We start from the raw sequence: 24,510 nt of genomic DNA on the forward strand, positions 1-24,510 counted from the left end.
ATGCTGGTACAGCAGACTCTGCCAGTGTTGGGGGAAGGGAACCCCTATCAGGAGAAAACCACTTCAATCCGACCTTCGCGTCTCGATCTCGGCACTGGTTTGACGATGATCTGTACATCGCGTCCGAGCCGTGAGAGACACTCCATCATCTTGGCTTCACTGATGCCCCGAAATTTTCCGCGAAGCATTTCGGAAAGTTTTGGCTGTGATAACCCCAGGATCTCGGAGGCCTGAACTTGGGTCAGGTGGCGAGCCTTTATGATTTCGCCGATCTTTGCCGCGAGCTGGGCTTTAAGGTGCATTTCGATGGTGTCTCGACTTTCTAGGTCGTCATAAATATTTCCGATGCTTCCTTCGATCTCAATCATGTCTAGATCCTTGATATATTTTTCTGGATATCACTCAATCATCGCGTAATCCGCCCGTCCCACCGGGTCTGGCGTAGAGCCTCTGACGCTCATGCCTCGGCCCGGTGCAAAGCCTGGGAAGAACACCAGGCCTTCGGCTTCAAACCGATAGGCGAGGGCCAGGCGGGTGACGTCGAGCACTTCACCGCCCGCCTCAAACCGGCGGATAGCCTCAACGGTAACCCCGGACTCCCTGGAAAACTCCTCCAGCGACCAGCCCAGCATCGCACGGGCTTGTGCGCTGTGTGCGGGGGTGAATTGGAAAAGGGCGATACGTTCCAGGGTGATTTTCATCGCAAGAGAGGCCATGGTTTTCTCCGGGTTCGAAATGGGTTATTCAATAAGTACTGTGTTTTTGTACAGTTGTTTTCAACCCGGATCAAACTCAATTTTTTGATCGATGCTATTTCGGTTCTTCAAGGTAGGCGGTGGGCGCTTGCCCCAGCACCCGGCGAAACATCGTCGAAAACGCCGCAGGGCTTTCGTAGCCGAAATCCAGGGCAATCCTCGTCACCGGTTCATCTGCGGCGAGCCGCGCCAGAGCCAGTACGACGCAGGCGCGTTGCCGCCATTGGCTAAAACTCAACAGGGTCTGCTGACGAAACAATCGGTTGAAGGTGCGAAGGCTGATGTGCAACTGATCGGCCCAATGCTGTGGTGACTGATGAACGTCAGGTTGCTGGAGGAAACTCTGGCAGAGTGCGAGCAGGCGTTTATCCGCAGGCAGCGGAATGTGCAGGGGCAGGCGGGCGCTGCGTGCCAGTTCATGCAACAACAAACTGATCAACACACCGTCGCGTTCCGTTTCAGCGTATTCGAGTGGCAGCTCCACCGCTTCCATCAGCAGTTGCCGCAGCAGCGCTGAAACCCCGATCACCTGACAATTGCTGCCCAACGCGTTCATCGCTGTGGGTTCGATGTACAGGCTGCGAGTGCTGACCCCGAGCATCAACACTTCATGCGGCACACCCGCTGGAATCCACACCGCGCGCTGCGGTGGCACTACCCAATTACCGTCGTCGGTGCTGACCTGCATCACACCCGTGGCGCCGTACAACAACTGCGCCCGACGATGGCGGTGACGCGGCAGCAGATGCCCATTCGGATAATCCGTTCCAATCGCCACCACGGCGCGTGGCGTGTGGTCGAGCAAATCAATCGATGTGTTGCGCATAGAACAAGCATCCAGCGGTTGGCGTAAACGCAAACATTATTGGCTGACTTGCTGAAGCAGGCCAAGCAGCGTCCTTCTATCGTCGAGCCCCACTCAACCGATGGACGATGCTCAATGTTTTATCTTCTGCTGGCGCTTTTTGGCGGCATGACTGGCGTCACCGCCGTGCTGTTCGGATTTGGTGGTGGGTTCGTCGTGGTGCCGCTGCTGTATCGGATGTTGATATTCAGCCATGGTGCTGACGACCCGGTCAGCCAATCGGCGATGCACATAGCGGTCGCCACGTCGACCTGCGTGATGATCGTCAATGCCTCGGTCGCCACCGGCAAACACCGTCGCGCAGGTAACCTTGTTCGGCATTACCTGTGGCCACTGGGCGGGTTCATCGGGCTGGGCGCCGTCTTTGGTGCAATCGCGGCGATGTGGATGGACGGCGAAGTGATCCGCTATGCGTTCATCGCTTATCTGGGCGTCACGATTGTGGATTGCCTGCTACGACGCGGTTTTCTCACAGCCGCTGACGGAATGACCCCACGGCGGTTGGGCAGGGCGGAAGTCTCCGGTGGCGGCGTGAGCATTGGCGCGATTGCGACGTTTCTCGGCGTCGGCGGCAGCGTCATGACCGTGCCGTTGTTGCGACGTTGTGGTCTGAGCATGTCCCAGGCGACGTCCATGGCCAATCCGTTGAGCCTGCCCGTAGCGTTGGCCGGAACATTGACCTATATGGTCATGGCCGGATTCACACCGTTCGATCTGGGCCCCTGGTTTATCGGTTACGTCGACCTGCTGGCCTTTGCACTGTTGACCCTGGGTTCGATGCTCGGGATTCGCCTGGCAACGCCCTGGATCGGACGCATACCGGATCGGGTGCATGCGCGGGTTTACGTCGGTCTGTTGATTCTGGTAATGCTCGGCATGTGCTTGAGTTGAGCGTGGTGTAATCAACCTTCCAACCCCGGCACCTCCCGAATAATGAAGTGATCCAGATTCTCGATATCACCACTGAACACCCTGAATGTCTGCTCGGGGTTTTTCTTGCTCGGCACCTGCTTCAACTCCGGCGTCACGCCATAGAAGAAGCAATAAAGCTCCCGCTCGCTGCCGATGGCGCCTTTGATTTCCTCCAGGAAGGCTTTGCGCTTGCGGTAGTTCTCGATCAGGTTTTTGCTCAGGTAGACGTTCACCGAGAAGGGCTTCTTGTCGAGCCAGACCTTCTTCTCGAAATCGATGCGGAAACTGGTGTTGTAGTCCTTGATCGCCTTGATCTTGCCCCAGTAAATCAGCCCCTTGTTGTCCTGCAGGTATTCGATCTTTTTGAAGAACGCGCCGTAAGACGCCGTGTGCTCGCCAATCTTCAGCGGCATGCGTTTGAGCAGGTCCTTGTTATCGAAATTCGACACGAAGCACTCCACCGGGTGAGCGAAGACGCTGGTCTTGTCCGGTGCCGACTCGCGAGTCGGGTGCTCGGTAGTGCTGGTCGTGGCAGACGGTTGCGGCTGTTCCCGAGGCGCATCGACATCCGGCAGTGGGGTGTACGGCTTGCGCACATACTGACGCCGGGTCAGCAGCAGCTCTGACGGAAAGTGCTCCTCTGGCCCGTCGTCCGTTTCTGCACCTTCTGACGCCGGCGTTCTGAGGCTGACATAAGGGCAGCCTTCGATATGTCGGGTGCCGGGCAGGTTCTTGAAGTGCGGCGTGCGGATGTAATTGACGTTTTTCGCGTTGAACGTCCCCAGCCCATTCGCCTCGTCGAACGCCGTGCGACAGTCGTCGTTGGGGCACTGGAAGCGCTCCTTGGCCGAGTCGAAGTCCATGGTTTCGTCGAAGTTCAGATCGCGCACGTCATAGATCGACAGCTTGTCGTCGAGGCTGATGCAGTAGGCGGTGTCGAATTTCATGCGCGCTCGGGTCCTTGAGAGGTAGGTGGCGTATTAATAGCGGGTGGCGCGTGATGGCGCACCTGTTGATTCACGTTCGTCGCATCAACGCCCTTTGCAATTGGACAAGACCCCATAGCCTGACTAGCGTTGTGAGGTGGGCCGCATTGCTCCTTTCCTCATCCTGAGGTCTTGATTCGAGCTGACTTTGTGCCACATCTACAAGGAGGTAAGGATGTTTGGGTCGGTCGTTCTGGACGCGATTCTCGGGATGTTGGCGCTGTTCACGCTGCTGGGTATTTTCGTCACCACCCTCACTGAAATCATTCAATCGTTCTTCCAGAAAGTCCGGGCGAAGTACCTTTATAACGCCCTGAAGCTGTTGTTCACCGGCAAATTGAAGGGGCTGAACGACAGCGACCTCGCGTTCTTCCAGCAGGTGCTCGATCACCCGATGATTCAGTCCATGGCGCCACCGGGCAATCGCCCCAGTTACCTGGACCCGGCGATGCTGGCGCAGGTGGTGATCACGCTGCTGCTGCACAAAGACGACACCACGACTCTGGATATTCCCCTCGACGAACTCAATGCAGCCCTGACCAAGGGCATTGCGCAGGTTCCGTCCGAGCACTTGCGCCGCGCACTGTCGACGATGCTTGCGGCGGCCCAGGCCAAAGTCACCACGGCCCAGGAGCTGCTGTGCGCGTTCAAGACCCGGCTGGAGCACTGGATCAATGCGGTGATGGACCGCGCCGAAGGCTGGATGCGGCGCAATGCCAAAGTCGTTTCGCTGGTCTGCTCGCTGGTGATTTGCCTGGTGCTCAATGTCAACGCGTTCGACCTCATGCAGGGCATGGTGCGCAATGACACGTTGCACGCGGCAGGCATGCAGATGGCCAACAATCTGGCGACGAACAGCGCATCCGCAACGCTCGATCAAGCCTGCGCGAATCGGGATGACAAGGCCCAGTGCCAGTTCGATTCGGCATTGAGCAGTTTGCAGGCGCTGCCTCAGGGCGCTATCGGCTGGAACAACTTGCCGGCGTTTTTACACCACGATCAGACAAACAAAATCGCCTGGTTCGGCTACTGGTTGCTTGGGGTCATGACGGCGGCGTTGGCTGCCTCGTTGGGCGGTGACTTCTGGTTCAAGATGTTGAGCCAGATGATCCGCCTGACGGGCAGCAAAACAGTCCCACAGCCCAAGCCCTGAGCTCGATCGGGCACATCAACTCAGGGAGAGCAGCATGTCGAACAACTGGCCCGACGAGATTAAGCACGTCGTTGTGCTGATGATGGAAAACCGCTCGTTCGATCATCTGCTGGGGGATTACACCAGCATCAACCCCGCGTGCGACGGCATCAACCGTAAAGCGCCGAGCACCAACCCGCTGAAGGACGCCAGTGGTAATTCGGCGGTGATCACTCAAACGGCGGAAACACCTGACTACTTCGCCCTGTGGGCACCGCCCGCGCCTTCGCCACCGGCGCTGCCGGCCAAGGACAGCGAAGGTTTCGACCTGGGTCACGAGTTCGTCGATGTGGTGAAGCAACTGGATGTGTCACTCAAGACCAGCCTGACTGCACCCAAGCTCGATGGCTTTGCGCAGGACGCCTACGACAAGGCCCGCAACGATCTGAAGGTGTACAAAACTTACTCGCAATCCATGGCCCAGCGGGCGATGAACTACATCCCGTTTGGCTCCACGCCCGCCGCCGATCCGCTGCCGGCGATCCAGGGGCTGGCGCGCAACTTCACCGTGTGCGACCGCTGGTTTGCCTCGGTGCCGGGCCCGACCTGGCCGAACCGTTTTTTCGCCATGCTCGGCAGTTGCAACGGCCACTTGCTGATGCCCTCCACAGGCACCGTGCTGGCCGGTATCAAGAGCTTGATCGCACAATTTGGTGGCGACAGCATTTTTTCGCTGCTGCGCGACAAGGGCCACGACGTGCGCATTTATTCCGACGGTGCCATCCCGCTGGCGGCGCTGGTCAAAGGTGGCTTGCAGCACATGAGCATCGACGACTTCAAGTCGGATGTTGCTGGTAACAAGCTTCCCGAACTGTCGTGGATCGAGCCGAGCTATGGCCTGCTCAACGGCAAACTCGGGCCCAACGTTTCGCACCATCCACCGGAAGACCTGCGCTTTGGCGATCAGTTTGTCGGTGAGGTGTTCAACGCCTTGTCGGCCAACTCCGACCTCTGGAGCAAAACCCTGTTCGTGCTGCTGTACGACGAGCATGGCGGCTTCCATGACCATGTGGTGCCACCGACTTGCGTGGCGACGGGGTCAACGGTTGATGTCGACTGGCCCAATCCCTTCACTCGGCTGGGCATCCGCGTACCGGCGATCCTCGCCTCGCCGTGGCTCAATCCCGGTCTGATTCCGTGGACCGACAACCTCCAGGCGCAGCATTACGACCACACCAGTTTGCTGGCCTTTCTCTGCGATCATTTCCAACTGCCGCGCAGTGCCCTGGGTGCAAGGGTGGTCGCGGCCCAGCACTTCGGCAACGCGCCGATCTGGCGCACAGCCGCAAGCGTTGCTCCTGCACCGAAACTGGCCGCCACCGCCGTGCCAAGCCGCGCCGGGCTGCCCTTGATCGAGTCCCAACTGGCGACCCAAAGCCGGCAGGTGGTGGACAGCGCCACCGGTTACCTCGATGGCCTGGATCCGGAGCAGATCTGGAAAAACAGCGCCCAAGGTGTCAGCAGTTTCCTCGACAGCCGCACCCGGGCATTGGTTGATCCCGGCCAGGCCGCCCTCACGTCCGCCGCGCCCAGTGCCGACAGCCTGGAGGCGAAACTGCGGCGCCTGCAGGATTTGATGGCCACTGCCCACGGTCAAACGGTGGCTGGCGTTGCGGCGCCCGCCGTCAAAACCTTGCAAGCTGGGGCGGTGCCGGCTGTTGTGCCCGCGCAACTGCGAGTCCTGTGCCTGCCGGGTGTGGGATTCACGCAGCCCGCCAATGGGCAGGGCAGTACCGACGCGAACTGGCGGGAGCAATGGCGCACGCTGATCCGCAGCCAACTGGCGCAGAACGGTCGCGTTATCGACGACCAGGACATCGACTTTCTGCCCTTCGATGATCAACTCAAGTCTGGACCAGACTTCGCCCAGATCACCCGCGGCCTGGCCATGTTGCGGGACGACGCCAGGGGCAAGGCCGACGAGGATTTCGGCAGTTGGGGCCTGCCGGTCAATCAGATGCTGCGCACCACCGTCGGCGCCATCGTGCAATGGATCGAAGACGCCGATTTACGCACCGCACTGACCCAACACCTGTTGGCGAAGATCGACGCGTTCAACCCGCAGATCATCTTCGCCCAAGGGCTGGGCAGCCTGATCGGTTACGACGCCTTGCGCCGTTCGGTGGCCAAGAAAGGTTCGGCGCTGAAACTCGTCGATGGCCGGGTGTTCGTCAGCTTCGGCTCGCCCATCGCACTGCCACTGGTGATGCGCGAAGTGTGGGGCGGGCGGGTCATGCGCCTGAGTGAAAACGGACGAGGCATTCGCCGTTGGTTCCACCTCTACAACCCCAACGACGGCTTGCTGACCCGGCCGATCACCTCGCCAGACTCGGCACGGGTCGACCTGCAAACCGAGTTCAGCGTGCCGCTGCGTGATGACCTGCTCGACCTCAATCACGCAGCGCAAGCTTACTTATCGTCCGCCACCAGCCAGACCGGCCTCTGGCCACAACTGGCTCGCGATGTGGTGGCGGCAAGCGCTCTGGAAGTGCCGGCGTTCCTGTCCCGCAGCGGCCAACGCAAACGCCGCGCCCTAGTGGTCGGCATCAACGATTACCCCGAACCGGGCGCGCGCCTCGACGGCTGCATCAACGACACCTACCTGATCAGCCGCATGCTCCAGGAAAGCGGCTACGACGCTGGCGACATTCGGTTGCTGCACGACGCCCGAGCGACACGGGCGAACTTCGTCGAGCGCCTCGAATGGCTGGTAGAAGGCGCCCGCGCCGGCGACGAACGCGTGCTGTTCTATTCCGGCCACGGCACCCAATTGCCGGCCTACAGCAGCAGCGGCGAAGCCGACCGCATGGACGAAACCCTGGTGCTCTACGACTTCGACTGGGACGACGAAAACACCCACTTCACCGACAAACTGTTCCGCCAGTTCTACAGCCACCTGCCATTTGACCCGAACGGCCACGGCGCCAAACTGACCGTCATGTTCGACTGCTGCTACGCCGGCGGCATGACCCGCGGCAACGGCCGCGTGCGCGGCATCACCCCACCCAGCGACATCCGCCACCGCATGCTGCGCTGGGACCCCTACGCCGGCGACTGGGACCGCCGGGTGTACGCCGCCGACAGCGACGGCCGCGACTTCAGCGAACACGACCACACCTCCCGCGGACTCACCCGCACCCGCAGCACCCAAGGCGCCGCCACCGGCCTACGCCCCGAGAAAAAAGCGCAACTGCAACGCCAAGGCAAACTCTACGGCCACCACGGCCCCTACATGCCCCTGATGCTCTACGCCGCCCGAGAAAACGAAAAAGCCAACGAGTATGAGGTTGGCTCCACCAGCTACGGCGCCTTCACCTACGCCGTGGTGGAGCAACTGCGCAAGTTGCAGCAGGAAAATGCGACGTTGGGGTTTGATAAGTTGATCGAGCAGGTGGGCAAAGTGCTGAGTGCGAGGTCGTTGGGGCAGACACCGGAAATTGTTGGACCGAGCGGGGTGAGGGAAGCGGTGTGCCCGTGGAAGATTAGTGGGTTGGGTAAGTGAGGGAGGAAGCTGAGTCGAACGCTGACGCTTTCAAGGCCTGAGTTCGACTCAACCTCCCAGGTCGCAGTCATTCGCCCCGACACCTCGGTCAGTCCCCTCGCCCCTTTGGGGAGAGGGTTAGGGTGAGGGGGCGATTCCACTGATGCCCACTTGAGAAGTCATTTTTGACAGAAGGTCAACTCAACACCTTGTCTATCGAAAGTCTACGACTCGGGCTAGCTTGGCTAATTCTGTGGAGGTGCCATATGACTGAACTGGTACAAGTAAACATGCGCGAAGCAAAATCCCAGCTCTCCCAACTTGCCGAGCGTGCATGGCATGGCGACGAGATTGTGATTACTAAGGCCGGTAAACCTTATCTGGATCTGCTGCCCCATATCGATACGCCTCGGGTACGCAAGCCTGGGCGGTTGAAGGGGAAAATCCGGATATTTGCGAATTTTGACAATACTGCTTGAGTGACATCTCTCATTTACTGATCGAGAGTCGTAGAATTCTTTCGCTGATCGTGTAGGAGTTTTCTCTTAATTTGGTAGGCTTCATCCTCTGCTAAGAGGATGAATGGATGCCAGCTGTCATTGTCGAAAATGATGAGTCGAAGTGGGCCGATCAAACAGGGGCGCTTTACCACTTCCCGAAGCAGTACAGGGCGATTCTTACCGAAGGAACCGCGGTGCTGTATTACAAAGGCAAAATGAGAAACAAGGCTTTTTCGGATCAGCGCCTGAGCGCCGACCCTCATTATTTTGGTGTTGCTCGAATAGGGAGGGTGCATGCAGACAAGAACAGCACAAAAGGTGACTTGTTTGCAGTCATTGAGGGCTTTAAACCCTTTGAATCTGCAGTTCCGAACAAAGTTGATGGGGTATACCTTGAGCCGATTCCTCCAAAACTCAAAGATAATTACTGGCGTAACGGTGTCCGGGTAATTGATCAAGCCGCATTTGACAGCATCCACGCCCTTGCGGTGTTGAAGTCGGATCAGGTCGATGATTCCAGCCTAACCGATGGTGCGCAGGATTTTGAGACTAGGACCGTCGGTATTGAAGGGAAAAAAATCACATATTTCGGTGTGAAGTATGAGCGCTGTCCAAAGCTTCGGCGCCAAGCAATAGCTATTCATGGGCTCAAATGCAAAGCCTGTGGTTTTGATTTCGAGAAGGCGTATGGCGAGCATGCAAAAGGCTTTATCCATGTGCACCATGTGAAGCCCATTTCCGAATATGAGGAGGATCAGTCAGTCGATCCAGCGACAGACCTGATTACACTCTGCGCAAACTGCCACGCGGTTGTCCATAAGAGGCCGGATACGCTGCTGAGCGTCGAGCAACTGAAAAGCATGCTCCATGGTCGGTGGGTTTTCGACGATTTGACCTAAGGTAGTTAGATGATGTGAGGCAAATCTTGCTGGATACATGCCTCACACGTTAACTGTTTCAAACCTCAGTTCACATGGATAAAACGAGTTGCGATCTGCCACCAAGAGCGTTTTCGCTTTGGTGTTCTCCTATATTCAGATAGCTCTGGATCAGACATGACCTGCGGTAGGTCTCGCAGCCTGACCCAAGGTTCGTTATGCCAATGCAGCAGGCTAAGCGACAGTCCGGGCCACTTCAGTAAGCTCACATTCGGCAGCGTCATATTTACGGGTTGGTGTGCATCACGCAGTACCGCCACCACTTCATGGGTTAGCCATTGCCGCAGGTTGCGGTTTTCAGGGAAATGGTGATGGATAAGCAGTGCATAAGCACCAGATTCACTGATCATGAGTGATCCGTGATTTTCGCCATAGCGGCGAAGCCAGAGCATGCGCTTTTGATCTGGATCGAGTTTGCGTACTGCTCGTTCATCGAGGTATCTCCCAAGTAAACGGCCAAAGTCGCGAGCGCAGAACCAAGCTTGAGATTCCAGCCAGATAGCATGTAGATGACGGTGGTGGCGGATGAAGAGTATCGCTTCGAAGTGGTCATCAATCATGCTCGACCACCTGAGGGTTTAGCCATTTGTAGGCGGATAGAAAAGTCATTTACATAGCCTCTACAAGCATTTGGGTTGGCCCAACGTAGAGGATGTAAATAACCCCAACAGACTACACCGCATCTCACAAAACCAAGAGGACACATCAAAAGTCCGGTTGGCATTATGGGGAGAGGTAGTCGCTACGTTGGGCGTTTCTTAGGCACCTTCCAATAGAGTAGTGGTGGCACAGGGGCGTGGGTAGGTGATTGTTTCGCTGATTGTTGTAGGAGATTGCTTGTAGGGCGCAGGGAGAGGTTCGTGTCTGGAGGTACTTCAGTCTCTTGAAATTCACACTCGGAAGGAAAGGTGTTCTAAGACGAACCGTCCAGCTTCAAAAAACAAAAGGCCGCCATTCGGCGACCTTTTTCAAGCAAGCATCTCAAGCCAGAAATCAATCCCAGCTCAAAGCCCCACCAGTCTGATACTCAATAACCCGAGTCTCAAAGAAATTCTTCTCTTTCTTCAAGTCCATGATCTCGCTCATCCAAGGGAACGGGTTAGTCGTCCCTGGATACTCTTCTTTCAAACCAATCTGCGACAAACGACGGTTAGCGATGAACTTCAGGTAGTCCTCCATCATCGCCGCATTCATGCCCAGCACGCCGCGAGGCATGGTGTCACGAGCGTATTCGATCTCCAGCTGAGTGCCCTGCAGAATCATCTGCGAAGCTTCTTCCTTCATTTCAGCATCCCACAGGTGTGGGTTTTCGATTTTGATCTGGTTGATCACGTCGATGCCGAAGTTCAGGTGCATGGATTCGTCGCGCAGGATGTACTGGAACTGCTCGGCGACGCCGGTCATTTTGTTGCGGCGGCCCATGGAGAGGATCTGGGTGAAGCCGCAGTAGAAGAAGATGCCTTCCAGAACGCAGTAGTAGGCGATCAGGTTGCGCAGCAGTTCTTTGTCGGTTTCGACGGTGCCGGTTTCGAACTTCGGATCGGAGATCGAACGGGTGTACTTCAGGCCCCAGGTGGCTTTTTTCGCGACCGATGGGATCTCGTGGTACATGTTGAAGATCTCGCCTTCATCCATGGCCAACGATTCGATGCAGTACTGGTAGGCGTGGGTGTGGATCGCCTCTTCGAACGCCTGGCGCAGGATGTACTGGCGGCATTCCGGGTTGGTGATCAGGCGGTACACGGCCAGCACCAGGTTGTTGGCAACCAGGGAGTCGGCGGTGGAGAAGAAGCCGAGGTTGCGCATCACGATGCGGCGCTCGTCGTCGGTCAGGCCTTCCGGGTTTTTCCRGAGGGCGATGTCGGCGGTCATGTTGACTTCTTGCGGCATCCAGTGGTTTGCGCAGCCGTCCAGGTACTTCTGCCAGGCCCAGTCGTATTTGAACGGGACGAGTTGGTTGAGGTCGGCGCGGCAGTTGATCATGCGCTTTTCGTCGACCGCAACGCGGGCAGAAGCGCCTTCGAGTTCGGCCAGGCCTTCGGCGACGTCGAGTTTGTCGAGGGCGGCCTTGGCGCGAACGATCGCAGCCGAGTCGGTGGCGGTTACGGCGCGAGCTTCAAGGGCTGCGGCACCACCGGCGCTGTCGAGGCGGTCCATGTTGGCTTCAGTTGCGTGGCCAGCATTGGCGCCTTTGGCGACAACTTCGCCGTCTTCTTTGTCGAATTCGTCCCAGCTCAGCATGACGTGTCGTCTCCTGCGTGAGGGCCAGTCGCCCGTGTGAAAACACTGATGGTCGGTTTTTCACACGGTCCGCTGGCCGCGTTGTCTCTAAAAGGAATCGTTTGTTGCAGCAATACGCAGGCAAAAAACAGAAATGTGTACGGGTGTCCTGAAGTCGCTAAGGGCGGAGATAACGTCGTCAGCTCCTGCGGTGGCCTCAGCGTCCTGCATCCTCCTGTAAGGGGATGTTGCAGGCCCGATTTACGGGCGCATTATAGGTGTTTTTTCACGGTTGTGGTGCGACGAAGTGGCTCAGAGAACCCTCGGCAGGGCGCGTAATCAAGGCGGAGCAAGGGTTTACAGGGCTTTGGCCGGTGAAGATTTTTTTTGCTGTTTTTTGGCGACTCGGCAGCGTTGATGACGTCGGTGTTGGCTGGCAAAACGCCGCAAGCCCGATGGGGTGGGACTTGCAGGGGAGATGGGGTGTTTTTCGGGGCGCGATTGTGTGCAGTTTTGGGTGACAATTGTTGATCGGATGATCTGTTCAAAAAACAACCAAAAACGGCTTTTTACACTACATGTAGTGTTTTGGTTCGGGTTTCTGTGTCTCCAGACACAACGACGCCCGACGAAGGCCGGGCGGTGATGTCGGGTTCGGCAATCAGCCAAACCTCAGCGTTGATGATCAGCCGTTGGAGCAGCCGTTACCCATTACGCTGTAGCGCAGAATATGCCGTTGACCTTTCGAGTCTTCATATTCCATGCGGGCTGGTACAACTTCGCAAACGCTTGGAACTTCGCTCATGGAGATAACTTTGGCGATGTCCAAGTGAGTCGAGTAAGTGTATTCCTCAACCGGTACGGTGTTGCTGGCAGCATCAGTCGGGATCTCGTCTGCCATGGCGGTTACGCACAGACTGCTGAGGGCCAGAACCAATAAAGCTTTCATTTCAATTTTACCTTTCTGAGGTCGAATGGGGTCACGCAACCTTTTTGGGGTTGCGTGTGGAACTTGATTGCAGAGTGTTGGATTAACTGCCTTCGTGGGGGCTGCAACTGGGTTAATCACGCTTGCCTTGTTGGCGAGGCTGATTTTAGGCGTGCGAGTTACCCGTATATAGGTGTGCTTTTGATAAAGACTTTTGGCATTTCCTGTAACAATCTCGTAAAAACGACCATGTAGACTCCCGAATCACCTTTCTAAAAACGCCTGAAACCCGCGTAAATCGCGGTGTCTGAGCGGCTTGCTCGGTAAATACGACATTTTGTAGGGGCTTGTTACTACCATCGTCGAATGGTTCTATAGGCCCGCCCCGGGCTACAACGGGGCCATACAAAAACAACTATTCCACCGAGGTAAGAAAGATGAGTGCGGCTTCTCTGTATCCCGTTCGTCCCGAGGTTGCGGCCAACACGCTGACTGACGAGGCGACCTACAAGGCCATGTACCAGCAGTCGGTCGTCAACCCGGACGGCTTCTGGCGCGAGCAAGCCAAGCGCCTCGACTGGATCAAGCCTTTCACCACGGTGAAGCAGACGTCCTTCGACGATCACCATGTCGACATCAAATGGTTCGCCGACGGCACCCTGAACGTTTCCTATAACTGCCTGGACCGCCATCTCGCCGAGCGTGGCGATCAGATCGCGATCATCTGGGAGGGCGATGACCCGGCCGAGAGTCGCAACATCACCTACCGCGAGCTGCACGAACAAGTCTGCAAGTTCGCCAACGCCTTGCGCGGCCAGGATGTCCACCGCGGCGACGTGGTGACTATCTATATGCCGATGATTCCCGAAGCCGTGGTCGCCATGTTGGCCTGTACCCGGATCGGTGCGATTCACTCGGTGGTGTTCGGCGGCTTCTCGCCGGAAGCCCTGGCCGGTCGGATCATCGACTGCAAATCGAAAGTGGTGATCACCGCTGACGAAGGCCTGCGTGCCGGCAAAAAGATCTCGCTCAAGGCCAACGTCGATGACGCGCTGACCAACCCGGAAACCAGCAGCATCCAGAAGGTCATCGTGTGCAAGCGCACCGGTGGCAACATCAAGTGGAACCAGCACCGCGACATCTGGTACGAAGACCTGATGAAAGTCGCGGGCACTGTGTGTGCGCCGAAAGAGATGGGCGCTGAAGAAGCGCTGTTCATCCTGTATACCTCCGGCTCCACCGGCAAGCCGAAGGGCGTGCAGCACACCACCGGCGGTTATCTGTTGTACGCCGCGCTGACCCACGAGCGCGTGTTCGACTACCGTCCGGGCGAAATCTACTGGTGCACCGCCGACGTCGGCTGGGTCACCGGCCACACTTATATTGTCTATGGCCCGCTGGCCAACGGCGCGACCACCTTGCTGTTTGAAGGTGTGCCGAACTATCCGGACATCACCCGGGTGGCGAAGATCGTCGACAAGCATAAGGTCAACATCCTCTACACCGCGCCAACCGCGATCCGCGCCATGATGGCCTCGGGCACCGCAGCCGTTGAAGGTGCGGATGGCAGCAGCCTGCGTCTGCTGGGTTCGGTCGGTGAGCCGATTAACCCGGAAGCGTGGGACTGGTACTACAAGAACGTCGGCCAATCCCGTTGCCCGATCGTCGATACCTGGTGGCAGACCGAAACCGGCGCGACCCTGATGAGCCCGCTGCCGGGCGCTCACGCGCTCAAGCCAGGCTCGGCGGCGCGTCCGTTTTTCGGGGTGGTGCCGGCGTTGGTGGACAACCTGGGCAATATCATCGAGGGCGTTGCCGAGGGTAACCTGGTGATTCTCGATTCGTGGCCAGGTCAGGCGCGTACGCTGTACGGCGATCACGACCGCTTTGTCGACACCTACTTCAAGACCTTCCGTGGCATGTACTTCACCGGTGACGGCGCGCGTCGCGATGAAGACGGTTACTGGTGGATCACCGGGCGTGTGGATGACGTGCTTAACGTTTCCGGTCACCGCATGGGTACTGCCGAGATCGAAAGCGCGATGGTCGCTCACCCGAAAGTCGCCGAAGCGGCGGTGGTCGGTGTGCCGCATGACATCAAAGGGCAGGGCATTTATGTCTACGTCACCCTCAACGGTGGCGAAGAGCCGAGTGAAGCGCTGCGCCTGGAACTGAAAAACTGGGTGCGCAAAGAGATCGGACCGATTGCCTCGCCGGATGTGATTCAGTGGGCGCCAGGCCTGCCGAAAACCCGCTCGGGGAAAATCATGCGCCGTATCCTGCGTAAGATCGCCACGGCGGAATACGAGGGGTTGGGGGATATCTCTACCCTGGCGGACCCGGGTGTGGTGCAGCATTTGATTGATACGCACAAGACCATGAGCGTCGCGTAACAGCGGTTCCTGAGTCATCGAAAGCCCCGCCCGGTGTTGAGCCTGGTGGGGCTTTTTTGTGGTGATCGGGTTTGGAATCTCTATTGCTTGGGCTGGCCTCATCGCGAGCAAGCTCGCTCCCACAGGGGATTTGTGGGGTTTGCAAGGTTTGTGTTTCCACACGATTTAGTGTGGGAGCGAGCTTGCTCGCGATGGCGGTCTGTCGGGCAGCACATCAACAACGAATATTTATCGGCTTCCCCCGTACGACGCTTCCCACTGTTACCCGCCCCGCCTCAAGTAACTAAATGTGTAACCGCTCGCCCGCTTTCGAGACATTGGGAAACGCAAAGCCCCGTTCCAGGGCCTCCTCAGGCCACCTGAAAAAGAAGACACAACGCTGCGCTTGCCGGATTAGAAGGGTTTGCGAATAATAGGCCCGCAATTTGCAATATAGATCGGTTCACTGTCTTTTGCTCTTGCATGAATTTGCAGGGCTGTCAATGTGCTCGGTCGGGTTTCTCGGTGCTTCTGTAATTTGTTGTCGCATTGAAGAAATATCGGCTTCGGGCCTGTCGTTAGAATGCCGATCACTCGCTCGCCGTTGCCCGCGTTGAAATCAAAGCTGATCTCACCGCAACAATCCTACGACGCAGCGCCGCTTTCCGTTTCCACCCATTCGCATATTGGGCTGTCGCTCACTCTGCCGTTTTCGCCCTATACCGATGGAGTCCTAAGATGAAGAAACTCGTGCTTCTTGGCGCCCTGGCACTGTCCGTGCTGTCCCTGCCAACGTTCGCCGATGAAAAGCCTCTGAAAATTGGTATCGAGGCGGCTTACCCTCCGTTCGCGTCCAAGGCTCCGGATGGCAGCATCGTCGGTTTCGACTACGACATCGGCAACGCCCTGTGCGAAGAGATGAAGGTCAAGTGCGTTTGGGTCGAACAAGAGTTCGACGGTCTGATCCCGGCACTCAAAGTGCGCAAGATCGACGCGATCCTGTCGTCCATGTCGATCACTGACGACCGCAAGAAGTCCGTGGACTTCACCAACAAGTACTACAACACCCCGGCACGTCTGGTCATGAAGGCCGGTACGCAGGTCAGCGACAACCTGGCCGAGCTCAAGGGCAAGAAAATCGGCGTGCAACGCGGTTCGATCCACAACCGTTTCGCTGAAGAAGTCCTGAAGCCGCTGGGCGCTGAAGTCAAGCCGTACGGCTCGCAGAACGAAATCTACCTGGACGTGGCTGCCGGTCGCCTCGATGGCACCGTGGCAGACGCTACCTTGCTGGATGACGGCTTCCTGAAAACCGACGCTGGCAAAGGCTTCGCCTTCGTTGGCCCGGCGTTCACCGACGTCAAATACTTCGGCGACGGCGTAGGCATCGCGGTTCGTAAAGGCGACAAGGCTGAGCTGGACAAGATCAACGCAGCCATCGCGACCATTCGTGAGAATGGCAAGTACAAGCAAATCCAGGACAAGTACTTCGCGTTCGATATTTACGGTAAGTAAATAGCTCGCACGTCCATCCGAAATGGCGCAAGCAACAGGATCTCTGAGGTTTGCGCCATTTTTTCATCCCAACTTTCGAGGACCTGAATCATGTTGAAAGGCTACGGGGCTGTCATCCTCGATGGCGCATGGCTGACGCTTCAGCTCGCCTTGTCGTCCATGGCCTTGGCCATTGTTCTGGGTCTGATCGGGGTCGCATTGCGCCTGTCGCCGGTACGCTGGCTGGCCAGGCTGGGCGATCTGTATTCCACGGTGATCCGCGGGATTCCCGATCTGGTGCTGATCCTGCTGATTTTCTACGGCGGTCAGGACTTGCTCAACCGTGTGGCGCCATTGCTCGGCTATGACGACTACATCGACCTGAACCCGTTGGTCGCCGGTATCGGCACCCTGGGTTTCATCTTCGGTGCGTACCTGTCGGAAACCTTCCGTGGGGCCTTCATGGCAATCCCGAAAGGCCAGGCAGAAGCCGGTGCGGCATACGGCATGAGCAGTTTTCAGGTGTTTTTCCGGGTATTGGTGCCACAGATGATTCGCCTGGCGATTCCGGGCTTCACCAACAACTGGCTGGTATTGACCAAGGCGACTGCGCTGATTTCGGTGGTCGGTCTGCAAGACATGATGTTCAAGGCCAAGCAGGCGGCAGATGCCACCCGCGAGCCTTTCACCTTCTTCCTCGCAGTGGCCGCGATGTACCTGGTGATCACCAGTGTCTCGTTGCTGGCATTGCGTCACCTTGAGAAGCGCTACTCGGTAGGCGTAAGGGCGGCTGATCTATGATCTTCGACTACAACGTCATTTGGGAGGCCTTGCCGCTGTACTTCGGCGGCCTGGTCACCACCCTGAAACTGCTCGCGCTGTCGCTGCTGTTCGGTTTGCTGGCCGCCTTGCCGCTGGGCTTGATGCGGGTTTCCAAGCAGCCGATCGTCAACATGTCGGCCTGGCTCTACACCTACGTGATCCGCGGCACGCCGATGCTGGTGCAGCTGTTCTTGATCTACTACGGTCTGGCGCAGTTCGAAGCGGTCCGTGAAAGCTTCCTTTGGCCGTGGCTGTCCAGCGCGACGTTCTGTGCGTGCCTGGCCTTTGCGATCAACACCAGCGCCTACACCGCGGAAATCATCGCCGGCAGCCTGCGCGCTACGCCGAACGGTGAGATCGAAGCGGCCAAGGCCATGGGCATGTCGCGCTTCAAGATGTACAAGCGCATCCTGCTGCCGTCGGCCCTGCGCCGGGCGCTGCCGCAGTACAGCAACGAAGTGATCATGATGCTGCAGACCACCAGTCTGGCGTCCATCGTGACCCTGATCGACATCACCGGTGCCGCGCGTACCGTGAATGCTCAGTACTACTTGCCGTTCGAAGCCTACATCACCGCAGGCGTGTTCTACCTGTGCATGACGTTCATTCTGGTGCGCCTGTTCAAGATGGCCGAGCACCGCTGGCTGGGCTACCTCGCCCCGCGCAAGCACTGAAACCACTGACTGACTGTTTTTGTGAGAACCGACAGCATGTACAAACTTGAAGTCCAAGACCTGCATAAACGCTATGGCAGTCACGAAGTGCTCAAGGGCGTGTCCCTGAAAGCGGCGGCCGGCGATGTGATCAGCATCATCGGCTCCAGTGGCTCCGGCAAAAGTACTTTCCTGCGTTGCATCAACCTGCTTGAGCAACCGCACGCCGGCAAGATTCTGCTCAACAACGAAGAGCTGAAACTGGTGGCGAACAAGGACGGCGCGCTGAAAGCCGCCGACCCGAAACAGCTGCAACGCATGCGTTCGCGGCTGTCGATGGTGTTCCAGCATTTCAATCTGTGGTCGCACATGACCGCGATGGAAAACATCATGGAAGCGCCGGTTCACGTCCTCGGCATGTCCAAGGCCGAAGCCCGTGAAAAGGCCGAGCTGTACCTGGCCAAGGTTGGCGTGTCTCATCGTAAAGATGCCTACCCTGGCCATATGTCCGGTGGCGAACAGCAACGTGTGGCGATTGCCCGTGCGTTGGCGATGGAACCTGAGGTGATGCTGTTCGACGAACCGACGTCGGCACTCGACCCGGAGCTGGTGGGCGACGTGTTGAAAGTGATGCAGGCGCTGGCCCAGGAAGGTCGGACCATGGTCGTGGTGACGCACGAAATGGGCTTTGCCCGTGAAGTGTCGAACCAGTTGGTGTTCCTGCACAAAGGCGTGGTTGAAGAAAGCGGCAACCCGCGTGAAGTACTGGTCAATCCACAGTCCGAACGTCTGCAACAATTCCTGTCCGGCAGCTTGAAATAATCAGGACTGCCGTTGTGCACAAGGATAGTGCATGCTTCGCAATTTAGAGGCCCGCCCCCGATCCTTGTGGGAGCTGGCTTGCCAGCGATAGCGGTAGGCCAGTTTGCATCTCTGGTACAGACATACCGCCATCGCTGGCAAGCCAGCTCCCACAGGGGATCCTTGCTGGCTTTGAGATTTGTGTTCGTTTACGGGCTAGCATTGGCCCATGCCTTCATCACTGTTTCGTTTCGGATTGCCCGCCATGACTGCCCATCGAATTGGTTTCCTGATTTGGCCCAGCACTAAAGCCTTGACGCTGGCGCTGGCCGAGGAGGCCTTGCGTGTTGCTCAGCGCGTGCATCCGGATGTTGTTTACGAACTCTCGTTTCTGCAGGCCGAAGCACCTGCCGAGGGGGCCTGGCAATTGCCGGGTGAGCCCTGGACCGGCAAGCTGGAAAATTTCCAGAAGCTGTTCCTGCTGGCCGATGAGCCGCCGACGACGTTGGCGCCAGCGCTCAGCAGCGCACTCAAGCAATTGGTGCGTGCCGGTTGTGTGATTGGCGGTCTGTCGGCCGGTGTCTATCCGTTGGCCCAGCTCGGTTTGCTCGATGGCTATCGTGCTGCGGTGCATTGGCGCTGGCAGGATGATTTCGCCGAGCGTTTCCCCAAGGTCATCGCTACCAGCCATTTGTTCGACTGGGATCGTGATCGCCTGACCGCGTGCGGCGGGATGTCGGTGCTCGATCTGTTGCTGGCAGTGCTGGCCCGTGACCACGGCGCTGAACTGGCTGGCGCGGTGTCCGAAGAGTTGGTGGTTGAGCGTATTCGTGAGGGGGGTGAGCGTCAGCGCATCCCATTGCAGAATCGCCTCGGCTCCAGCCATCCAAAGCTCACGCAGGCCGTGTTGCTGATGGAAGCCAACATCGAAGAGCCGCTCACCACCGACGAAATCGCCCAGCATGTGTGCGTGTCCCGTCGGCAGCTGGAACGGATTTTCAAGCAGTACCTCAACCGCGTGCCGAGCCAGTACTACCTGGAACTGCGCCTGAACAAGGCCCGGCAGATGTTGATGCAAACCAGCAAGTCGATCATCCAGATCGGCCTGTCGTGTGGCTTCTCCTCGGGGCCGCATTTCTCCAGCGCCTACCGCAACTTCTTCGGCGCCACGCCGCGGGAAGATCGCAACCAGCGGCGCAGCAGCAGCCCGTTCGAGTTGTCTTCGGTGCCGTCCGAGCGCGGCTAACCAATGACTGAGCAGGTCATGGGAGGCGCTCCCATGACCCAGCGTACTCAAGTGATCATTCAGCTTTCCATATCAACGTCAGGCGCAATGTCGTCAGGGCGAGGCATTCCGGCAACGGCGTCGATGCCCAGCGTGTTCCCCGTTTCATGGAAGTAAGCCGCAATACGTTGCAGGCTTTGTGCGGAGAATGGATTGCCACTGAGGTTGAAGTTTGCCGTGTTATCGGGATTGGCTTCCATCAACTCGATCGGCATTTCGGTGATTGCGTTATTGGACAGATCAACATCAGTCAGGCTGGTGCTGGTGAGCAATCCCTTCGGCATTTCTGTGAGTCCGGTGTTGCTCAGGTCCAGGGAAGACAGTTCCTTCATGTGGCTCAGGTCAGGTATCAGGCCGAGTGGATTGTCTGCGAGATTCAGGTTGTCGAGGTTTTCCATGCCGGCGAGTGCATCCAGGGTTTGTCGGGTCAAGGTGATGCGGCACTCTGGCAGACTCAGCACCGTCAACCTTCTCATTTTGAAGACCGCGTCGGGAATGTTGTCCAACTGATAGCCCCGGATGGCAAGGTTGCCGAGGTTGGGAAAATAATCCAGGAAGCGGTTTGCCCTTGGGGCTATGTTGCCTGTGCTCGTCAGGTAGAGTTCCAGGATGTGCCCGAAGTCGGCCGTCAGTACAGGCAGGTCGCCCATGATCGACAGGTTGGACACGAAGTCGAATCCGCCAGTGGACGCATGCTCTACCGGTATTTTACGCCAGCACTGTTCCAGGCTTTCCTTGAATTCCTTTCTTTTGTATTGCTCTTGCAGCAGCTCCTCGGCGCTCAGCGGTTTACCGGTGACGGGGTGATCGGGAATGTCGGTCAGGCGCCATCGCCGTTGTGCCGCAAGGCCGGTTTGTACGCGTCGGGTCGGGTTGGATGTTCAATCTGGTACTCACCGGCGAAAGGCCCTTCGCTCACGGCATAGTGTGCCTGATCGAGGGGCAGTGTCTGCTTCCCTTGATCTTGATGCAGGCCCAGTTCATTGGCCCTGGAGTTCCGTCCCGGAATGGTTTTCTGCTGGTAGTTGGTTAAATCGGGCTCCCAGTATCGGGTTTGACCATTGGGGATTTTGACCGGCAAAAAGCGATCGATGTAGGCCACGACCTCTTTAGGCAATACTTTGCGAAACTCGCCCGCTCCGATGGCGCCACCGACCGAAAAGACCCCCAGTTGTATCAGCGATTCCACTGCGCCCATGAGGTGTTCGAACGCTTCGGTGGTTTGCCCCTGCGCCCATTCGATAATCCCTTCGAAGGTTTCGTCGAGCAGCTGATAAGCCATGTAGGCCATCATGGCTTCACCCAAAACGGGCACAAAGGGCGCAATGACGAAGGCTACAGTCTCGAGAATCGTCGAGGCTATTTTGATCAGGGTATCCCAAAGCGCCCAGCGGGCTTTCTGATCGGCTGTTGCGGTAGGGACGGCGATGACGCGTGCGTCATTGAGAATCTTGTTGAGTTTCGCCTGAAAGAGATGCAGCCACAGGTTGTCGTTGAATGGTGTGGCTGCAAGCTGCAGATCAGGACGGTCGATGGGCGTTTCCCGCCATGCAGGCAGGGAGCTTCCTGGAACGGGTGGGTGCCACGTCAGGTGTGTCAGGCGACTATTCAGGCTGGCGAAGAAAACACCTCGTTGTTCGTGGTTCACGAACCGGCTGAAGAAGTGTTGGTAATCCTTCGAGCGCAACTGTCGGGTCAGTTCGACCGCTACCTCGGCCGTCGAGGCGTACTCTTTGATCGGGTGCTCGGGGTCATCCGGAACATAAACCACCACTCTTGCCGAATCTCGAGCCTGATCCAGGGCAGGGGCAAACACTACAATGCCGGTGAGGGAGGCGGACATCATGCTCAAGTCGTGACATAGCAAAGCCTGCCCGTTCAGTCGTATGCCTTGCAGCCCATCGAGCAGTCCGCCGATCAGGCGAAAGTAATTCTCGCCGATGTCACCGTTCATCCGCGCCAAGTGCAGGGCGGCCTTCAGCGCGGCTTTTTGACTCGCGTCTACCTTGAGTCGCAATACCGCTGCGGCGGCCGGGTTGGAAAAGCCGAGATTGTCTTCGAGATAGGTTGTGTACCGAGCGCCGATATCCAGCTCTCTGCACAGCTTGATAAAGGCCGGGATGGTCAGTTTGTTTTTGATGAGGGGCAGTGTGTCGAACTGCCCCGTCGAAGAGGGCGCGGTGATGAAGGTCGAGTCGGTTTCATAGGCGGTGTCTTCGGTTTCCTTCTCTTCGAAGTTATGCAGGGCCGCGTCCAGCAGCGACACGGTCCAGGCGCGGGCGCCGGTCTTGATCGGAAACCCGGGGACTGTCGCGGGTATGTACAGGCGCAGGAATGTTGTGCTGACGTCCAGGTCCAGGTCGAAGCGGCTTTTCAACGCTTGTTTGAGCAACGGTTCGGCGAAGGCTCGGGCGTCTTGCAGGTGCGCCAGCCGTTGGTCGACATCATTTTGCGCCGTCCAATGTGCTGCGTTGAGTGCCTTCAGCTCCCGGTGCTGTGTGGCCGGCGCAGCCTTGAGTCGCTCGAGGAGGCGCGGCTGAGTGTTCTTCAGTGCCTGGCGCCTGGCAGGCAAGGCGTTGTCAAGCCATTCGGGAATTGCATCTTTGAGGTGTTGATAGTGGCTATCGGGGTGTTCCGGATAGATCGCGTCGGTTGTGGCTGTTGGTTGTTGTCCTTCAGGCAAGTGCATCGTGCTAATCCTTTAGCGTTTAGAGAATGCCAAAGGAAATCAGGAACCGGCGATCAGGGTGCGGTACATAATTAGAGGGCCGGCGAGTTTTCGAAATCAAATCCCGGCAACGCTGCCGCTAACCCTGCGGGGCAGTTTAAACTGCGCCTTTGCGACGCTATTTGTCGCATTGCCGTAAACCCGGGGAAAACCTGTGTTTGCGCTATAAGAAGTTGTCGCTTGGCGGCAAGGCCGGGCTGAAAACTGTCCTTACAATCCCCCCATCGCTCGCCAGTTTCAGGCGGGTGTTTCTCATCAGGAGACTCCGATGTCCGTTGAGCACGCTGCGGTACAACGCGCCGATTTTGACCAGGTAATGGTTCCCAACTACGCGCCTGCCGCTTTCATTCCGGTGCGTGGCGCCGGCTCCCGCGTTTGGGACCAGTCTGGCCGCGAGCTGATCGACTTCGCCGGCGGGATCGCGGTTAACGTATTGGGTCACGCCCATCCGGCGCTGGTCGGTGCCTTGACCGAGCAAGCGAACAAGCTGTGGCACGTGTCCAACGTGTTCACCAATGAGCCGGCCCTGCGCCTGGCCCATAAGCTGATCGACGCGACCTTTGCCGATCGTGTGTTCTTCTGCAACTCTGGCGCCGAAGCCAACGAGGCCGCCTTCAAGCTGGCCCGTCGTGTTGCTCACGATCGTTTCGGTTCCGAGAAATACGAAATCATCGCCGCGCTCAACAGCTTCCATGGTCGTACCCTGTTCACCGTGAACGTCGGTGGCCAGTCGAAGTACTCTGATGGCTTCGGTCCGAAAATCACCGGCATCACTCACGTCAAGTTCAACGATCTGGAAGCGCTCAAAGCGGCCATTTCCGACAAGACCTGCGCGGTAGTGCTGGAGCCGATCCAGGGCGAGGGCGGCGTATTGCCGGCTGATCTTGCGTACCTGCAAGGCGCTCGTGAACTGTGCACCGCACACAACGCGCTGCTGATTTTCGACGAAGTACAAACCGGTATGGGTCGCAGCGGCGAGCTGTTTGCCTACCAGCATTACGGCGTGACGCCGGACATCCTGACCAGCGCCAAGAGCCTGGGCGGTGGTTTCCCGATCGCGGCGATGCTGACCAGCGAAGCGCTGGCCAAACATCTGGTGGTCGGCACTCACGGCACCACTTACGGCGGTAACCCGCTGGCGTGCGCCGTCGCTGAAGCGGTGATCGACGTGGTCAACACGCCTGAAGTGCTGAACGGCGTCAAAGCCAAGCACGATCTGTTCAAGACTCGCCTGGAGCAGATCGGCGCCAAGTACGGCCTGTTCACTCAAGTGCGTGGCCTGGGCCTGCTGATCGGTTGCGTCTTGAGTGAGGCCTGGAAAGGCAAGGCCAAGGACGTGTTCAACGCGGCCGAAAAAGAAGGCCTGATGATTCTGCAAGCCGGCCCGGACGTGATTCGCTTCGCGCCAAGCCTGGTGGTTGAAGACGCGGACATCGAAGAGGGCATGGCGCGCTTCGAACGCGCCGTGGCCAAACTGACGCAAGCCTGATAGTCCCTTCGACGCCTGATCATTCAGGCGTCGAACCAAATTCTTATGCCGGGCCCAGATTGATGTGGGAGCGAGCTTGCTCGCGATGA

The 24,510-nt window shown here is 57.9% G+C and carries 21 protein-coding genes; 12 read left to right on the forward strand and 9 right to left on the reverse strand.

The features are described 5' to 3' along the window. Positions 1 to 47: 47 nt before the first annotated feature. From AC1DIG_RS06935 to AC1DIG_RS06945, 3 genes are all read right to left on the reverse strand, one after another. A complete protein-coding gene (locus AC1DIG_RS06935; RefSeq protein ID WP_477766686.1) occupies positions 48 to 368 on the reverse strand; it encodes a helix-turn-helix domain-containing protein in 321 nt (106 codons plus the stop codon). A 30-nt stretch (positions 369 to 398) separates the two neighbouring features. Then, a complete protein-coding gene (locus AC1DIG_RS06940; RefSeq protein WP_054593632.1) occupies positions 399 to 716 on the reverse strand; it encodes a helix-turn-helix domain-containing protein in 318 nt (105 codons plus the stop codon). A gap of 94 nt (positions 717 to 810) precedes the next feature. Then, entirely contained in the window at positions 811 to 1,581 is a 771-nt protein-coding gene (locus tag AC1DIG_RS06945; RefSeq protein ID WP_477766687.1) for an AraC family transcriptional regulator, read from the reverse strand. A gap of 114 nt (positions 1,582 to 1,695) precedes the next feature. On the opposite strand from AC1DIG_RS06945, the gene AC1DIG_RS06950 reads away from it, so the two are divergent. Next, positions 1,696 to 2,511 carry a sulfite exporter TauE/SafE family protein gene (locus AC1DIG_RS06950; RefSeq protein WP_477766688.1) on the forward strand — a complete coding sequence of 272 codons (816 nt, stop codon included), beginning with the start codon at positions 1,696 to 1,698 and terminating at the stop codon, positions 2,509 to 2,511. A gap of 11 nt (positions 2,512 to 2,522) precedes the next feature. Here AC1DIG_RS06950 and AC1DIG_RS06955 read toward each other — a convergent pair whose 3' ends face one another. Continuing rightward, on the reverse strand, positions 2,523 to 3,479 hold the full coding sequence (locus AC1DIG_RS06955) for a hypothetical protein (protein ID WP_477766689.1): 957 nt from the start codon (positions 3,477 to 3,479) through the stop codon (positions 2,523 to 2,525). A gap of 214 nt (positions 3,480 to 3,693) precedes the next feature. Between AC1DIG_RS06955 and AC1DIG_RS06960 the strand changes: the two genes are divergently transcribed. The 4 genes from AC1DIG_RS06960 to AC1DIG_RS06975 all read left to right on the forward strand — a co-directional run bounded on the left by AC1DIG_RS06960 (position 3,694) and on the right by AC1DIG_RS06975 (position 9,590). Continuing rightward, on the forward strand, positions 3,694 to 4,671 hold the full coding sequence (locus tag AC1DIG_RS06960; RefSeq protein ID WP_477766690.1) for a hypothetical protein: 978 nt from the start codon (positions 3,694 to 3,696) through the stop codon (positions 4,669 to 4,671). Positions 4,672 to 4,705: 34 nt separating this feature from the next. Next, positions 4,706 to 8,212: an alkaline phosphatase family protein gene (locus AC1DIG_RS06965; RefSeq protein WP_477766691.1), complete on the forward strand. Its 3,507-nt coding sequence runs from the start codon at positions 4,706 to 4,708 to the stop codon at positions 8,210 to 8,212. Positions 8,213 to 8,457: 245 nt separating this feature from the next. Beyond that, positions 8,458 to 8,670, forward strand: a complete 213-nt coding sequence (locus tag AC1DIG_RS06970) for a type II toxin-antitoxin system Phd/YefM family antitoxin (RefSeq protein WP_477766692.1) — start codon at positions 8,458 to 8,460, stop codon at positions 8,668 to 8,670. Between the two features lie 107 nt (positions 8,671 to 8,777). After that, a complete protein-coding gene (locus tag AC1DIG_RS06975) occupies positions 8,778 to 9,590 on the forward strand; it encodes an HNH endonuclease (RefSeq protein WP_477766693.1) in 813 nt (270 codons plus the stop codon). Positions 9,591 to 9,655: 65 nt separating this feature from the next. Here the strand turns inward: AC1DIG_RS06975 and AC1DIG_RS06980 are convergent, their stop codons facing one another. From AC1DIG_RS06980 to AC1DIG_RS06990, 3 genes are all read right to left on the reverse strand, one after another. Then, on the reverse strand, positions 9,656 to 10,189 hold the full coding sequence (locus tag AC1DIG_RS06980) for a BRO-N domain-containing protein (protein ID WP_477766694.1): 534 nt from the start codon (positions 10,187 to 10,189) through the stop codon (positions 9,656 to 9,658). Between the two features lie 433 nt (positions 10,190 to 10,622). Continuing rightward, complete coding sequence (locus tag AC1DIG_RS06985; RefSeq protein ID WP_477766695.1) at positions 10,623 to 11,870, reverse strand: ribonucleotide-diphosphate reductase subunit beta; 1,248 nt, start codon at positions 11,868 to 11,870, stop codon at positions 10,623 to 10,625. 664 nt (positions 11,871 to 12,534) lie between these two features. Further along, positions 12,535 to 12,798 (reverse strand): DUF2790 domain-containing protein, encoded by a 264-nt coding sequence (locus tag AC1DIG_RS06990; RefSeq protein WP_477766696.1) that lies wholly within the window; start codon positions 12,796 to 12,798, stop codon positions 12,535 to 12,537. Between the two features lie 416 nt (positions 12,799 to 13,214). Here AC1DIG_RS06990 and acs point away from each other — a divergent pair, with 416 nt between their 5' ends. From acs to argR, 6 genes are all read left to right on the forward strand, one after another. Continuing rightward, the gene (gene acs, locus AC1DIG_RS06995) at positions 13,215 to 15,170 is read left to right on the forward strand and encodes an acetate--CoA ligase (RefSeq protein ID WP_477766697.1); all 1,956 of its coding nucleotides are present in this window, start codon (positions 13,215 to 13,217) and stop codon (positions 15,168 to 15,170) included. A 717-nt stretch (positions 15,171 to 15,887) separates the two neighbouring features. Further along, the gene (locus AC1DIG_RS07000) at positions 15,888 to 16,664 is read left to right on the forward strand and encodes an ABC transporter substrate-binding protein (RefSeq protein ID WP_477766698.1); all 777 of its coding nucleotides are present in this window, start codon (positions 15,888 to 15,890) and stop codon (positions 16,662 to 16,664) included. A gap of 90 nt (positions 16,665 to 16,754) precedes the next feature. After that, entirely contained in the window at positions 16,755 to 17,444 is a 690-nt protein-coding gene (locus AC1DIG_RS07005; RefSeq protein WP_477766699.1) for an ABC transporter permease, read from the forward strand. Further along, positions 17,441 to 18,139: an ABC transporter permease gene (locus AC1DIG_RS07010; RefSeq protein WP_019693167.1), complete on the forward strand. Its 699-nt coding sequence runs from the start codon at positions 17,441 to 17,443 to the stop codon at positions 18,137 to 18,139. The genes AC1DIG_RS07005 and AC1DIG_RS07010 overlap by 4 nt, the downstream gene beginning before the upstream one ends. 36 nt (positions 18,140 to 18,175) lie before the next feature. Continuing rightward, on the forward strand, positions 18,176 to 18,940 hold the full coding sequence (locus AC1DIG_RS07015) for an ABC transporter ATP-binding protein (RefSeq protein ID WP_019693166.1): 765 nt from the start codon (positions 18,176 to 18,178) through the stop codon (positions 18,938 to 18,940). A 244-nt stretch (positions 18,941 to 19,184) separates the two neighbouring features. Continuing rightward, on the forward strand, positions 19,185 to 20,165 hold the full coding sequence (gene argR / locus AC1DIG_RS07020) for a transcriptional regulator ArgR (protein WP_477766700.1): 981 nt from the start codon (positions 19,185 to 19,187) through the stop codon (positions 20,163 to 20,165). 59 nt (positions 20,166 to 20,224) lie between these two features. Here argR and AC1DIG_RS07025 read toward each other — a convergent pair whose 3' ends face one another. Together AC1DIG_RS07025 and AC1DIG_RS07030 are read right to left on the reverse strand one after the other, a co-directional pair. Next, on the reverse strand, positions 20,225 to 20,854 hold the full coding sequence (locus tag AC1DIG_RS07025; protein ID WP_477766701.1) for a leucine-rich repeat domain-containing protein: 630 nt from the start codon (positions 20,852 to 20,854) through the stop codon (positions 20,225 to 20,227). A 170-nt stretch (positions 20,855 to 21,024) separates the two neighbouring features. After that, positions 21,025 to 22,893: a dermonecrotic toxin domain-containing protein gene (locus AC1DIG_RS07030; RefSeq protein ID WP_477766702.1), complete on the reverse strand. Its 1,869-nt coding sequence runs from the start codon at positions 22,891 to 22,893 to the stop codon at positions 21,025 to 21,027. Positions 22,894 to 23,200: 307 nt separating this feature from the next. On the opposite strand from AC1DIG_RS07030, the gene AC1DIG_RS07035 reads away from it, so the two are divergent. Then, a complete protein-coding gene (locus AC1DIG_RS07035) occupies positions 23,201 to 24,421 on the forward strand; it encodes an aspartate aminotransferase family protein (protein WP_477766703.1) in 1,221 nt (406 codons plus the stop codon). Positions 24,422 to 24,510 lie beyond the last annotated feature (89 nt).

It is taken from the genome of Pseudomonas sp. 05N431 (assembly GCF_056397005.1).